Source organism: Bradyrhizobium sp. NBAIM01 (assembly GCF_020194115.1).
In the GTDB taxonomy this organism is placed as follows: Bacteria; Pseudomonadota; Alphaproteobacteria; order Rhizobiales; family Xanthobacteraceae; genus Bradyrhizobium; species Bradyrhizobium yuanmingense.
The window spans coordinates 1,220,481-1,234,920 of the sequence record NZ_JADYVU010000001.1; the positions used below are offsets into that span (position 1 = coordinate 1,220,481).

8 protein-coding genes and 1 pseudogene are annotated in these 14,440 nt (G+C 57.3%); 5 read left to right on the forward strand and 4 right to left on the reverse strand.

The genetic code is table 11. From position 1 onward, the window contains the following. Positions 1 to 361: 361 nt before the first annotated feature. Together I6F31_RS05345 and I6F31_RS05350 are read left to right on the forward strand one after the other, a co-directional pair. The gene (locus I6F31_RS05345) at positions 362 to 1,471 is read left to right on the forward strand and encodes a DUF2817 domain-containing protein (protein WP_225184949.1); all 1,110 of its coding nucleotides are present in this window, start codon (positions 362 to 364) and stop codon (positions 1,469 to 1,471) included. A 236-nt stretch (positions 1,472 to 1,707) separates the two neighbouring features. Further along, a complete protein-coding gene (locus I6F31_RS05350; RefSeq protein WP_225184950.1) occupies positions 1,708 to 3,141 on the forward strand; it encodes an aldehyde dehydrogenase family protein in 1,434 nt (477 codons plus the stop codon). A gap of 243 nt (positions 3,142 to 3,384) precedes the next feature. On the opposite strand, the gene I6F31_RS05355 is transcribed toward I6F31_RS05350, so the two are convergent. The 4 genes and pseudogenes from I6F31_RS05355 to I6F31_RS05370 all read right to left on the reverse strand — a co-directional run bounded on the left by I6F31_RS05355 (position 3,385) and on the right by I6F31_RS05370 (position 9,646). Next, complete coding sequence (locus I6F31_RS05355) at positions 3,385 to 4,626, reverse strand: Xaa-Pro peptidase family protein (RefSeq protein ID WP_225184951.1); 1,242 nt, start codon at positions 4,624 to 4,626, stop codon at positions 3,385 to 3,387. Positions 4,627 to 4,948: 322 nt separating this feature from the next. Further along, complete coding sequence (locus I6F31_RS05360; protein ID WP_225184952.1) at positions 4,949 to 6,091, reverse strand: extracellular solute-binding protein; 1,143 nt, start codon at positions 6,089 to 6,091, stop codon at positions 4,949 to 4,951. Positions 6,092 to 8,022: 1,931 nt separating this feature from the next. Continuing rightward, a pseudogene (locus tag I6F31_RS05365) lies at positions 8,023 to 8,730 on the reverse strand (SDR family NAD(P)-dependent oxidoreductase); the annotation flags it as partial. Between the two features lie 52 nt (positions 8,731 to 8,782). After that, positions 8,783 to 9,646 carry a CmcJ/NvfI family oxidoreductase gene (locus I6F31_RS05370; protein WP_225184953.1) on the reverse strand — a complete coding sequence of 288 codons (864 nt, stop codon included), beginning with the start codon at positions 9,644 to 9,646 and terminating at the stop codon, positions 8,783 to 8,785. 1,194 nt (positions 9,647 to 10,840) lie between these two features. On the opposite strand from I6F31_RS05370, the gene I6F31_RS05375 reads away from it, so the two are divergent. From I6F31_RS05375 to I6F31_RS05385, 3 genes are all read left to right on the forward strand, one after another. After that, the gene (locus I6F31_RS05375) at positions 10,841 to 10,996 is read left to right on the forward strand and encodes a hypothetical protein (RefSeq protein WP_225184954.1); all 156 of its coding nucleotides are present in this window, start codon (positions 10,841 to 10,843) and stop codon (positions 10,994 to 10,996) included. Positions 10,997 to 11,286: 290 nt separating this feature from the next. Continuing rightward, positions 11,287 to 11,892 carry an NADP-dependent oxidoreductase gene (locus I6F31_RS05380; protein WP_225184955.1) on the forward strand — a complete coding sequence of 202 codons (606 nt, stop codon included), beginning with the start codon at positions 11,287 to 11,289 and terminating at the stop codon, positions 11,890 to 11,892. 972 nt (positions 11,893 to 12,864) lie between these two features. Continuing rightward, complete coding sequence (locus tag I6F31_RS05385; RefSeq protein WP_225184956.1) at positions 12,865 to 14,040, forward strand: Xaa-Pro peptidase family protein; 1,176 nt, start codon at positions 12,865 to 12,867, stop codon at positions 14,038 to 14,040. Positions 14,041 to 14,440: the final 400 nt, after the last annotated feature.

The window sequence follows — 14,440 nt, forward strand, 5'->3', positions numbered from 1 at the left end:
CGTCGGTGTTTTGCGAATAAACTACGTCCGTGCGTTGGGAATGAGGGGCGTCAATCAGCGGCTTCTTGCCGTCAATGCCCGGCCGTTGCAGGCCAACGTTCTAGCTAGCTGTACGCGTGCTGACCAGACCACCCCGCCCCAACTCACCTTCTTTGGCAGATTTAGATTCAGGAAAGGCCAGCCCTGCATTCATTCTTCAGACGAAGGGCTTAAACGCCGGAAAACTGCGAAGGTATCAAGTAAGGCTGCGCACACCTAATCAAGCCGAAGCGGATTCAGATTAGGGTTGAGCTCCCAAGACTCTAAGTCACGGGGATCGAGCACCACAGCTTTTCTCTTGAGCTAACGATGGGAATGGCTCATGAACACTCGCATTCTCGATGCAGCGAATAAGCATTTTGCATCGAATTACTTCGAAGCTCGTCAGAAGTTTCGTGATTACGTTGGCGAGGCAGGCGCCGGTGAGGCACGGGTTTATACATCGCCCGCGCGCGGACCAGGTGGAGAAGAGCTGTCAACAGACGTTGCCTGGTTTGGTGATCGCCAGGCTTCGAGAATCGGCGTTCTAATATCGGCTACCCACGGCGCTGAAGGATATTGTGGATCCGCAGCCCAGCTGGACTGGCTGGCCGAGCTCGGATACGAAAAGCTGAAGCCGGATGAGGCGATGCTGCTAATCCACGCCATCAACCCGTACGGATTCGCATGGGATCGGCGGGTGACGCAAGAAGGTTGTGACCTCAACAGAAACTTTATTGATTTCACGGCACCCCTTCCTCAAAACGAGGGATATGACGTACTCGCCGACAGTCTGGTCCCAAGTGCTTTGGATGGCGCTGTTTTTGCGGCGGCCGAGGCAGCGATTGAAAAGTACCGGTCAAGATACGGTGAAACTGCTTATCGGAAGGCAAGGACCACCGGTCAGTATCGCCATCCGACCGGGATGTTCTTTGGCGGCTTCGGCCCTACCGTAGCTCGCCAAACTCTCGAACGGATCGTATCGGACTACAGTATCGCGTCGCGTCAGCTTGTCCTCGTCATCGACTACCACACAGGCCTCGGACCGTATGGCTATGGTGAGCTGCAATGCGAGCAGGCATCTGGCATGATTGGATATCAGCGGGCACGTGACATCTTCGGTCATTCGGTCACTTCACCCGATCTCGGCACCTCATCGTCCTTGGTCCTCAATGGAACGCAGGACGACTACTGGCAGCGCATTCTCGGTGATCGCCACGTCTACGTTTGCCTAGAATTCGGAACCTACCCTCCGGAGGCGGCCAGACCAGTGTTGCGCGCCGACCATTGGCTTTATGCCTTCGGCAAAGCTCAGATTCATACCGACTTCGGGCGTGAAGTTCGCCGCGGCGTGAAGCAGCACTACTATCCGGATAGGCCCGATTGGAAGGAGATGGTGCTGTATCGTAGCCGTCAGGTTCATCGGCAGATGATGGAAGGGATGAGAACGTGAAGGCGCTATGAGCTCTGCCTTGGCTCAAATCGTCTCAGCTGGCGTTTTGAGCCACCCGGGCACGGCCAAAACCATTGAGTGAGCCTGCCGCACCGCATCTAAGCTCCCTATGTGCGTCTTTCTATCGGGGACTAGGCGCCCCCTTCTGGGGAGATCAGCAAGCGAAGCCTGCGCTGAACCACAACAGTTGTTCGGGCTGGCGTCGGCACCAATCCAACTAATTCAGAGAGGACAACATGGCCAATCGGAAGCAATTTTACATTGATGGCGCGTGGGTTGATCCCGCCGTCATGAAAACGACGCGCATCGTCACTCCGGCGACTGCGGAGGAGACGTACGAGATTGTGCTCGGCTCAAAAGCGGACGTCGACAAGGCAGTCACCGCAGCAAGGCGCGCGTTTGATAGCTTTTCTCGGACAACGCGCGAGCAGCGCATCAACATTCTCCAGAACATTCTCCAGATTTACAAAGGGCGCGCGAAGGAGATTGGGGATTCCATTTCGGACGAGATAGGAGCCCCGCTAGCGATGGCGGAACAGAAGCAGGCTGGCTCAGCCATCGCTCACCTGGCTACTACGCTTGACGTGCTCAGGAACTACTCTTTCGAGGAGCGGATCGACAGTACAATCGTTGTTCGCGAGCCGATTGGAGTGGTCGGGATGGTCACGCCGTGGAATTGGCCAATAAACCAGATAGCCTGCAAGGTAGCGCCGGCGCTCGCTGCAGGCTGTACAATGATTCTCAAACCGTCGGAGTTCGCTCCCACTTGTGCACTGATTTTTGCGGAAATCCTTCACGAGGCTGGCGTACCAAAGGGTGTGTTCAACCTAATCAACGGTTTGGGACCTGAAGTGGGCGCCGCCATGAGCGAGCATCCAGACGTCGATATGATCTCGTTTACCGGATCGACACGTGCCGGGATCGACGTCGCGAGGCGAGCCGCTTATACGATCAAGCGCGTTAGCCAAGAGCTCGGAGGCAAATCGCCCTACATTGTTCTTGAGGACGCCGATTTTGAAAAAGCCGTCACCAAATGCATCGCGACGCTTTTCCAAAACTCCGGCCAATCTTGTGACGCACCGTCGCGCCTCATTGTACCGAAATCTAGAATGGCGGAAATCGCGCGGATCGCGAAAGCTATAGCGGAGAGGTACACCGTTGGTCACCCGCGCACGGCGGGCATTCATATGGGCCCCGTCGTACACCGCAGCCAATGGGAGAAGATCCAGGCATTGATCCAGAAAGGCCTCGATGAGGGAGCCACCTTGGTCACAGGCGGACCAGGGCTACCGGAAGGCATCGATAAAGGCTTTTACGTTCGCCCCACCATCTTTGCGGATGTCACCAATGAAATGACTATTGCGCGCGAGGAGATCTTCGGGCCGGTGCTGGCGATCATCGGTGCCGCGGACGAAGCCGACGCAGTCCGCATTGCTAACGATACACCATACGGCCTCGCCGGCTACGTATTCTCAGGCTCAACGGAACGCGCGCGCTGCGTAGCCGGCTTCATTCGAGCTGGCACGATATATCTACAGGGTGGATCACTCGACAGCTCCGCACCCTTTGGCGGGTACAAACAATCCGGTAACGGTCGTGAATGGGGGCGCTTCGGCCTCGAAGACTACCTGGAAGTGAAGTCGGTTGCTGGATCTGCCGAGCTGGAATAGAATCTTAAGCTCTCTAGATTGAAGACTGCAGACTTCGACTGAGCAAGTTAGAAAGCTCACAACCCGACGGATTTTTTCCGATCGGGAAGCCGGACTTGAGAGAGAGCTCGTGCTGAGCTCTCTCACGAGCGGGCCGAAGCTCGCTTGGTCAAATTGGCCGGATCACGCAGATTCCTTGGTCTTAAAAGGACCACGGCTCGCCGACAGCAAGCCAGATCCTCGTTGGCTGTAAGTTCGCAAAGGTCAATCGAGCAGGCGCTCTTCGAACGGATATGTCGACAGGATTTCGTAGCCATCCTCAACCACTAGCACCTGGTGCTCAAGTTTGACGCCATCCCGCTCGCCGGCGGCTCCGACATAGCTTTCGACACACACTACCATCCCGGCTTCAAGTGTTCCCTCGTACGGTGACGGCCTGCCGTATATGGGATTGATGCGCGGATACTCATCTGCCATTCCAACCCCGTGGATAAGGCATGTGTAAGCGTTCGCGCGATATTCCTCCGGAAGGATCAAGGCCTTTTGCTGAAACTCGCGAAACGTAATACCCGGTCTGACAAGTGCCAGATTGTGTTCGATCTCCCGCATTGCCAGACGATAGAGCTCCTTCTGTCTCTTGGTGGGCTTGGCCGGTCCACAATGAAATGTGCGGGAGATATCTGCGAAATATCCAAACGGACCGGTCATGTCGGTATCGAAGCCAACGAGATCGCCCGACTCGATCTGTCGTTGAGAAGCCTCCTGCCCCCAAGGATTGATGCGGGGGCCCGACGCCAGCATCCTGGAATCATGCCAATCACCGTTATTCGCGAGGTTCGTGTAGTTGAGTAACCCCCACAGCTGCACTTCCGTCACTCCGGGACGCATTGCTTCCTTCATCTTTGCAATACCGAGCTCGGCGACGGCGATAGCCCAGCGCATACAAGCTATCTCGTCAGCGGATTTGATGATACGCGCCTCTTCCGCGATAACGACTCCGTCGAGCACCTCCAGCCCCTTTTGCAGCAGAGCCTGAGTGATGGTCGGGTTGACGTACTCGACTGCTATCCGCCGATTGTCTGTGCCGATCTCTGATAGGTACGATCCGATATCGTTTGCGAGCTCACGGGCTGCGTCGGTTAGGTCGTAACCGCCCTGAAAAAAGGAAATGGGCCGTGCTGGCCGGCATTCGTCGACAATAGGCGGCTTGTTCTGCGCTGCAACTTCGTGGATGACGATCGGCCCTTCCACGGGCAGGAAAAGGTAGCTAACGGGGATATGCGCCTGAAAGAGCCCAAAGGAACGATAGTCCACCGCATAGCGTAGACTGATGGGGCTCACTAACACGCACATCGATGCGCCCGCATTGCGCAAGGCGCCGCGCAGGCGCTCGATACGGTATGCGTAGAGGCGCTGCATATCGATCTCTGGCATCTCTTTATACTTCCGTAGATCGCTCCAGACGTCTGCGGTAACAAGCTGGTCGGGCACCATCATTTCAGACATTCGATTGCCTCTTTGAGATCTTTGCTAACGCGCGGCTGATATGAGATGTAGTTTGCAGTTACATCTCGGGCGGCCGGGAAGGACAATTGGTCAGCAGTCGGGGGGTTGTTTCAAGAATCATCGATATTCGTCAGATGTTCAGCACGATATTCCCTTCACGCCGTATCATTCATTCGGCAGCCTGGTGGATTTCCGCGATTGACCTCTCTATATGCGAGTGAACATTGACGTTTGCTTCGGGCCGCAGCGCCAGGCCCAGCGATACGACGGACCTGGACCATAGGGGCGCTGCCGGCAATCCAGCATTGGCCATTCTGGATTCTTATTGTGCCCGCCACGCCAGCCATCGCTCCTGGACGTGCGCTAGGTTCGTCTTCTCGTCCGGCCGTTTGGCCGCCAGCCAGTCAGAGTCCTCGACAATGACCTTCGAGAAGTTCTGTGGATTTACGCTGGATAGCTCGGCCAAGTCCGCTGGGAGGTACTTGAGCTGATTTACGTTAGAGCCAGGCCAGCCGGTGCCCTGCGTCCACGCAGCCGCAATCGGGGCGCGATTCAAGAACGCCACGAACTTTTGCCCGTTACTAATGTTAGGGCCGCCCTTCATAAGCGTGCCAAACGTACGAGTATGGTAGCAATTATCGTACGACATTTTGATAGGTGCGCCCTTTTGGATCGCCTGAACCGCACGGTTGTTATACGTGCTGCTCATGGCGTATTCGTTGTTGAGCAACAGTTGAACCGGCTCCCCGCCAGCCGTCCACCACTTTGAAATCTGCGGCTTGAGCTCGCTCAGCTTTTTGAAAGCGCGATCAAGCTTGTCGTCAGTCATCGGCCAAATATCCTTCGGGGACACTCCGTCGGCAACAAGAGCTGCAAGGATGTTCTGCTGACCCTGGACGGTACCGGCAAGCCCGCGGTGGCCGGGAAAGTTCTTGACGTCCCAGAATTCTACCCAGTTTTTCGGGCCCTTCCCTTTGAATACGCGTTCGTCACTAATGATGACAATCGTCGTCTGCCCCGCCACGAACGCGTCCTTCAAACGCGCGTCCGCCGGCGTGCCATCAAGCGACTCCTGGTCCCACAGACTGTAGTCGATTGGTTCGAACATCCCGGTCTCACGCAATTCTGGATAGTTCCGCGCGTCCGGGAAGGCGACATCCCAGTCCATACGGCCGGCACTGTACATGGCCTTTAGCTGTGGTTCGCAAAAATCGGCCACCACGTCGACGACCTTAATTCCCGTCGCCTTCGTGAATGGCTCGTAGACGGCTCGCCTCACTCCATCGGTGAATGAACCGCCATATGAGAACACGACGACCTCGCCGCTCCCGGCAAGCTTTTCCTGTGCCCCAGCACTCGTGGCCGTGGCCACAAACGGCACGCTAAGTAACGCCGCCGTTGATTGAATGAGCGAGCGTCGGTTTAGGCCGCGGACTTGATTTCCAGCAACATTTCGCTTGGTCATAGCGTCCCTCCCTTGATGAAACAAAAGTTCAAGCACTTACCTAGTAGTAGTCCCCTCACCGACATCTCCCGACACACCGGGAACATCATCCGGTCGCGACGGTCGCACCCGCTCTTCAAGCGCCAAGGGGTAGACTGGTGACCATCGGATCGCCGTCGTTCCGGCTCTAGAGAGATCGTTAGTGACAAGTGCGAGCTCAACGATATCGCAGCTGAAGTCGCATGCGCATCAGTCGGGCAAGGTGAAGTTGAGACACACCTGCCTCTAGCAGACCCGTGTAAGTACCGGCGCCGGAGTCGTGCGGCGACAAGTACGTGCAAGCATTAAGTACCGCCCAAGGCGTCTCGTAAGCACCTATGCCGCGTCCGGCGATGTCAGCGCCACCCATGTCGTTGCAGATAGTGGCGAGCTTACTTTCAGAGAAGCGCATCAAGCCGCCCCAGGTCTCCTCAGCCGCCGGGTACAGGGGCGAAGGCATTGATGCACCGCGCGGTCATCTATCTCCCGATCTCGATCGGATTGACCGGCTGGCGGCGGAGAGCAGGATCTGTGACCGGGCGAGCTGCACATCGCCAGGCGGGCCGGTTGTGGCCAGCTCAGGGCAATAGGCGGTCACACTGCTTACCTGCCGCGGATTACAAAGCGGGCGCAAGGCCTGGAGCCCCGAGACCGCAACGTTCGAAACTGTGCTCATGCAACGAACGGCCTCTGTTTAACACCCTGCACGCACCGAGCCTTTCTCCGCAATGACCGCCGCCACCTTCCCCGCTCAGTCAAAGAAACGGCCATCGAACGCATGGGCGCACTGCGATTTCACTCCAGCGCCGTCCCCTCCCCGGAAGGGTGCCGGCCGATCGAACAATTACTGCTTCCCGCTCTGGCACACGCGACGAGGCGTTGAACTTGAAGGGACCACTGTTTGCGCTTACCGATCGCGCATGGGGCCTGGACCAGATTGTTTGCCCAGCTCACCTTGCTCGGAATTGTAATAAAGCCTCTTCGATCGGGGTGGAGATCGTCAGCTATCGAACGCGTGTTACGAACATCAACGTCATAGCTGTGCAAAGGGCCATCTGAAACGCCCCCCTTGGGGTGCTCATTTGCGGGGAGCGCGCTAGGCAAAGGGATTTGGACCCTCAAATGCATTGCTGACAAATTTCGGTTTTACCCGTGCGGTCAGTGAAAGTCGCGCCGCATGTGCCATCTAACCTGCGCCAGTCTGTATTCAACACAAAGTGTAGCGAAAGGCCGCCGCGCATTGTGCGCGAAAAGACCCGCTGGAATTGCAGTTATTCTGCGGCTTTTCTCAATTTGAGCAGGAGTTCCATAATGTGCCGCTAGCGTGATCGGCCAGCTCAGCCCCTTCAGAACTGAAACAAATCATGCGGGACGCCGTCGCATCGGTTGAGCCGGGTTTAGTCGCTGAGCAGGCGGCTAATAGATATGATGGAGCTGTACTGCGCATGGGCGGCTGGTTCGAGCTCAACACGCAGGAAACGCTGCGCCAGCGAAGGGCCAAATTGAGCCCCACAACGCGCCTGTGCAGAACCTGGTTAGAATCGCCGGCGAAGGCGGGGATCTGCGCCCCAAGCGCCCGGCTAGCCGGCCGGGCCATGCGCTGGCCATCATAGAGCCGTGGAGGCTGCCGGCGATCGTCCGCTCTTACGGATGCGACTCTCAATCGGCTAATCGCGAGCTCGCCTTCTAGGATCGAGGGCTCACCTTCCACGTTGAGCCAGAGACGGGTCGCCGCTTTCATTCTTGCACATTGTGGCGAATGGGTCGCCCCTGAGACCGGAGCCTGATGGATACGACAGCACGAGATACGGTCAGCCCCCATCTCGCGAATATCGCGTCGCAACCAGGATGCCGTGGCTGGCATCGACCTCGCGCGCTGCACCCTCCCCCGGGTCACGCCTTTTCGGCTATTACCAGCGGCTCACCACCCCTCGGTAGTCCTGAAACACACCGCTGGTGGTGGGTGAGAGCTCGTCGATTCGGCTGATAAGACCAACCGCGCACTCCTCTGGTGAAATCCAAGCCGGCTGTCCTTTGACCATGTCTGTTTGCACCCAACCGGGATTTAGCAAACCTACAAGAATACCGTCGCGTTCCCAATCACGAGACAGCCCGCGCATACCGTTATTGAGAGCAGCCTTCGACGCCCGGTAAGCATAGCTCCCGCCGCCGGCCGTGCTCGTGGAGCCCATAATGCTGGTGATCGCCACGAGCTTCTTCTCCGCTCCTCGCCGCAAATTGTCCCGTAGCGCAAAGGCGATGAGCATCGGGGCAAGCGCGTTGACGCGCATGGCCGCCATCCAGATGTCTGCGTCGATCCGATCGGCAGACCGCGCTCGTGGATCGCTAATCCCCGCATTGTTGATCAGGATGTCGATTGATTCCCGAGCGCGTCCTTGAGGGATGCGATCGAGCCTTGGTCAGCTACGTCGAGCTGCAAGATCCGCACTCGGCCCTTGTACGCCGCCGCGAGTTCATCAAGCGCATCGGCCCTTCCCGGATCGCGGCAACAGGCGATCACCTCAGCTCCCTTGGCCGCATATTGCCGCGCGAGCGCGAGGCCAATGCCCCGGTTCGCGCCTGTGATCAGAACTGTAGCCATCTGATGAATACCCCCATATGTTGGGCGCAACGCTTAGGCAGTGTGAAGTTGCTCAACTGGCACCCGGCCGCTCAATCGAAGTACACGAAGAAGCGAGCCTCGATGCTCTTGCGAGGCTTTGCATTGGGAAATGCGCGGCGGTTGTCAAAGGCCGCATGAGTGGACCTCGGGTTGAAACCATCTTCGGAATCATACCCTTTGAATAGGATGAACTCATCCGGCTTCATCTCTGGGAAGTAGTACCAACGGTGAGACGGACTGTGATGAACAAGCCAGCTCCCGTGCTTGACCCCATAGTTCTCGAAGTTGGTGTTGACAAGATCAGTATCCAGGACGGACGTGCCGTCGCAGAATGCCAGGGCGAGGTCTTGTGGAGGCGGCGAGAGAGCACGCCACGCCTGGATCAGCATCAACCGAGAATATGGCTGAATCGCAATTCCCTGCTGTTGGTTCGCGAGCGCGGCAAGCATCGGAGCGGCGACGGGAGAGTAATCGATATGAGCAAATCCAGCCACGTTGGTGTTTACGAGCTGGCGATTTTCCTCTCCCGGCGGAGTGGAAGCGGAGGCCTCACCCGTATCACGAATGACTACGGCTTGCCGGCGAGCCACAACGCGCGAGGCTTTGAAGTAGCTCTTGATGAAGGGGATCATTTCGTGGAGATACTTCTCTCGCATTATCTCTGGATCACGTTCGTTCGCACAAGAGATCTGGTGCTGGATCAGAGTGAAGCCTTCCCGGTCAAGAGAAAGGTCGCCGACGATTGGACGCGCATTGCGAATGGTGACGTCGTAGCTCACCATTGGTTCTGCGTATCCCTTGCTAGCTTTCGCTTCGGGAGCTTTTTCGGAAGGCGCGCGCCGAACAAAGGCAATGCGCCCCTGAACGCACTCCAAATCGTCCCGATTAACGGTCGGCCGCGCTGCACTTCTCATCGCTGCTCCTCCCATATTGATGGAGAAGATCTAATCGGGGATCGACCGCAAGTAGGCGCCGAAATTTACCCAACTGCGTGGAAATCCTGCAAATTGCAGAATAGCGCGATTGTTTTCAACTACAGCGCGCATCGCACTGCACATAACCATGCAGCGGGGACGTGATACGCATGCAGCTGCCCGCCTTTAGAATTTCATTCAAGAACATCCAAAGGAACTACTTGTCCAATGGCATGCGGAAAGAACACGGCTCCAAGACCGCTTGGCTTGGTGCAAAGGCGTCATAGGAACGGCCTTGACTGCCTCGGCGGGGAACGTCTTCGAGCAAAGCAGCAGCTTGCAGCGCATCGAGCTGGTGAGCGAGAGTGACCGCGAGGGTCTGGCCGTCCGCAGTTGGGAACGCCGATGCGGCGACCTTTGTGCTCAGGCTTCCTCCTAAACGACCTAGCATCTGATCTGGTCTTTTGGCTCCCTTTCTGAGCGCTAGCGCCGCGCCACCTGGCGTAGACGATGGTGAAATTGACCACCTGATATCCGGGATCTCGGTCAAGTGTGTTCTGACGATCAGGCAAAGACCGTCCCAAGAATCATTGACCGGCGACTTCGGCAAGCGCCCTCTGGCGGAAGACTCCTGCCGCTGTGTTGATGTAGTCGATTCAGGCAACGCCGATTGGGCGCTACTCCGTCCATCACGCTCCTTAAGAGCGGCCAGCGAGCGGCGGCGACGTGTGGCTGCTGATTCATGCCGAGAAACATCGAAAGAGTCATTCTACAAGCGCCCGGCAATGCTCGACAATGGCCGTACGGACGAGCACGGATCAGCGGCGCCCCTGCCCGATTGCATGCGGCTGTCGGCCCCCTGTCGTTCATTTTAGCTGCCCGCCGGAATTCAGACCGCTGAGACACAGCGTATCGGCGCGGGCGCTGGTGCCAACATGGGTTTCCAAAATACGGGGGGCCAATGTGCAGAGAACCCGCCAAAAGGAGGGCGAATGGTCCGAAATTCCGCGATGAATCCCTATAACTCATGAAATGCTGCGCGACCTTCGCTGCACCGTGTTTGATAGCGGTCGCGTTGTGGCTGGAATTCACGGTCTCGTAACCCAGATCCTATCGGCCTTGGCAACAAACAGAGCTAGGTGCGATCCTGGCGTCGACGTTGTGAGTTTAGCTCAAGTAAACAGGGAGTGAGCCATGCCTAGAGACCGACACTGGACTTTAGCGGACGGGGCCGTGCCGAGTTTCCCGCAACCCGACACCTTCGTGCTGAAGGAACGCGCGGTCCCGGCCCCCGGTCCGGGCCAGGCGCTGACCCGGACCATCTACGTGTCTCTTGATCCTTATCAGTGATACTACGCTCGCGAACGGTTGGCGCCGAATGGCGCCCCTTGTCATGCGCGCACCGTATCCCAGGTGATCGAGAGCAAGCTCGATGGGTATGCCCCGGGCGACTTCGTGTTTAATACCAACGGTTGGGCCGAATACGGGCTAATTGGCGAGGGCGTCTGGCGACCCGCTTACATGGTCCCGCGTAAGCTCAATCCATCGGTGGGGCGCATCTCGCATGCTGTCGGCGTGCTAGGCATGCTCGGCCTCACAGCCTATCCGGGAATGGACCTGATGGCTTCGCCGGAGAAACCGTGGTGGTTTCGGCCGCCTCAGGCGGGGTGGGGCAGATTGCCGGTCAACTAGCCAAGCAGCGCGGCGCACGCGTTGTCGGTGTCGCCGGCCGCGAAGCCAAGTGCCGGTTTGTAACCCAAGATTTGGGATTCGACGCCTGTGTCTCCCACCTTTCACCAGCTCTGGAGGCTGATCTCGCCGCGGCATGTCCTGCGGGCATCGACGTCTATTTCGAGAATATAGGCGGCAGAGTCTTCGAGGCTGTGCTGCCTCTGTTCAATCAGGGCGCCCGAATGACGATTTGCGGCACCATCTCCACCTACGGCGATGAAGACGGCGGCGTCGCCAAGCGTGCGGCACTGATGAGGCTCGCGGAGCCGATATTCAAAGCGCGAAACGTTCGGGCGAAGAACGTGGAGGTCCGCGATTTTGCTGCGGAATATCTTGACCAAATGCTGGCTTATGTCGGGCCATTGGTGACTGCCGGAACGATCAGGTATCGCGAAGACATTCGCTCGGGCCTGGGCGCAATTCCGGCAGCATTCACCGACACGATGCGTGGCGACAATTTCGGAAAGATGTTGGTGCAGGTGAGTCCCGACCCATCGGATGCGGTTGGCACCTGAACCCGGTTGAGCACAGTAGGGCGAGACGACGGGCGAGCTTGCCGGGGAGACCGTTCAACCAGCCCTGAGGCCAGGCACGCCGCGAAGGTCATTGCGGAAATTTCTCGAGAGAGCAGATGCGGGCATCGCGTGTCCGCAGGCACCGTGGCGCGCTGAACCTCTATAGCACTATCAACCGCTGACGAGGCAATCTGGGCGACCGGGCCTGCTTCGGCAGCGAGCTCGATGTTGGCGAACACCGCCGCAGATATCTTCTCTTCGTCCGTGTTGTCCTTCACTCCGCCTTTGCGGCGGGATGGCGCGAAAAGCCATATTCAGCCCAATCGAGGGTTGGACTCACCTTTCGAGCAATTTGTATTCGTTGCAAAACGCGACTTCAGATATGCAGCCCGGAAGTGAAGATCTGTGAATGATGAATTAGGATGAGTACGACGAAGCTCTGCGCCGTGGCGCAAGCAGCGCCGCAAAAATGCGGGCTCCCTGCAAATTTGCCGGCTTTCTTCTTCATCAACGCGTAAGTTTTCATAATCGCTTCTGCAAAGCCAACGTTACACGAATGAGCCTGACCGGGCAGCGATCACCCATGCCAATTTCTTCGCTGCCAATCGGCTCGGGGAGCGGAGCGTGTGCTCGAGCTTGACGGGATCATTACTGACGCGAAGTCGGAGCACGTTGATAATAGTCAAATCCGTGTTGCCGGCCCTGCTCATTCAAAACACCGACACAATCTGGTTTCATGCGCACAAGCGGCTTAGGCCATTTGGGCTCGAACGGACGCAATCTGCCATCGCCCCCCTGAGAGAGAAACCAAAGCCGGAATTGTGATTGCCTCCCGAACGTTGGAAGATTGAGCCAAGCGCCGAGGATTCTATCGGGCAAGCGTGCATGTGAAGCCAACAAACCCGTGCACTAGAAAGGATTGTTCTTCCGCAAATCCAAACTGAAAGCTCAACACTTGAAGGGAGCCACGTCATGTCAATGCCAAAAGGGCCACAGCCATTCCCGCGGAATGAATATCTGAGAAGGTTATCCGCTGTTAAGGCAGAAATGGAACGGCGTGAGATCGATGTGCTGGTGGTCACAACTTCGGCAAATATCACTTATCTTTCTGGCTACACTTCCAAATCCGGATATGTCCCACAAGGCTTGATCGTTTCCCTGAAAAATGAAGAACCGACTTTCTTCACTCGCCGGCAGGATGCGCCAGCTGCACTGCATCAAATGTTCATCGAGCGGACTCGGGTCAACGGCTATCCCGAGGCGCTTATCGCCAATCCGGACATGGACGGTTTTGATGCCGTGATCGATTTCCTCCGTGATAATGGTTTCGCCCGCCGGCAGATCGGGCTGGAGATGAACTTCCTGACACATCGCTCGATCGAGAAATTCAAAACAAGGATGTCCGACGCAACGATCGTCGACTTCACGAACGGAGTTACCTGGATCCGCGGCATCAAATCAGATTTAGAGATCGCGGTCATGCGTGAGGCTGCTGCCATCAGCGACGCCGCAATGTTGCGAGCAAGAGATGTTATTCGTCCGGGCGTGAGAGAGGCAGATGCGGCTTCAGAAATTATTGCGACTCTGGTTCGGGGCACCAATGGTAGGGCAGGCACCGATCTCGCGAGCTTTTACGTGTGTGCCTCGCCGCGTTCGGCGACCCCTCATATACGATGGAGCGAAGATGTGTTCCGGAACGGCTCCCAGATCAATCTCGAATTTGGCGGCGTACGTCATGGATATGTCTCACCGCTGATGCGAACGCTCACGATCGGAAAGCCTTCGGAGCGGCTGCGCCGCCTCCATGAGGGAGAAGTCGCTGGAATGGAAGCCGCGCTCGCCGCTATCAAGCCTGGCGCCACATGCAGCGAGGTCGCCGAGGCATTTTACTCGACACTGAGGAAGCACGGTTTCGAGAAGGACTCGCGGTGCGGCTACGCAGTCGGGATCGAGTGGACTGAACCCACCGCCAGCCTGAAGCTCGGCGATTCGACGGTCCTCAGGCCAAATATGACTTTCCACCTGATGCTTGGAAACTGGATTGATGAAGACCTCGGCTACGTGATTAGCGAGACCTTCCGCGTTACCGAAACTGGCGCAGAAACATTCTCTCGTATTCCCAGGGACCTATTCGAGATATACGTGTGAACGCAGCCTGTCAATGGCATTGGCAAATGTGCGAGGCGGCCGGCTCAAGCCTCCGGTGTTTTTGACCCGGCTTCGTCGCCTGCGCGACCCTTGTAAGCTCGCGCTAGCCGGCTTGATCGGCACTCGCCAGCGTCCAACAACGAGCCGAAGCAGGGCTATGGTTCCTCCGAGTCGCGGCGCTCTATGCCAGGCACCGTTTTACTCAGGCTTATTTGATGAGGGGGATTGAGCCAAAGGAATATCGTCTCATTACCAACCCATTTCTCGGCTGCAGATCGTTTAGCCTAGCTTCCACTCTGACGCCGCAATTTCGTCCAAGGATGTCAAAGTTTGCAGACCCGCCCTCGCGCCAACGGCCACATTCGCCGCCCACGGCATGTGCTCCGGAATGGCTACAGCC

Excerpts from the sequence above, each read along its gene's own strand:
- I6F31_RS05360 (WP_225184952.1), bottom strand. The coding sequence starts at position 6,091 with ATGACCAAGCGAAATGTTGCTGGAAATCAAGTCCGCGGCCTAAACCGA.
- I6F31_RS05355 (WP_225184951.1), bottom strand. The coding sequence starts at position 4,626 with ATGTCTGAAATGATGGTGCCCGACCAGCTTGTTACCGCAGACGTCTGG.
- I6F31_RS05350 (WP_225184950.1), top strand. The coding sequence starts at position 1,708 with ATGGCCAATCGGAAGCAATTTTACATTGATGGCGCGTGGGTTGATCCC.
- I6F31_RS05375 (WP_225184954.1), top strand. The coding sequence starts at position 10,841 with ATGCCTAGAGACCGACACTGGACTTTAGCGGACGGGGCCGTGCCGAGT.
- I6F31_RS05370 (WP_225184953.1), bottom strand. The coding sequence starts at position 9,646 with ATGAGAAGTGCAGCGCGGCCGACCGTTAATCGGGACGATTTGGAGTGC.
- I6F31_RS05385 (WP_225184956.1), top strand. The coding sequence starts at position 12,865 with ATGTCAATGCCAAAAGGGCCACAGCCATTCCCGCGGAATGAATATCTG.
- I6F31_RS05345 (WP_225184949.1), top strand. The coding sequence starts at position 362 with ATGAACACTCGCATTCTCGATGCAGCGAATAAGCATTTTGCATCGAAT.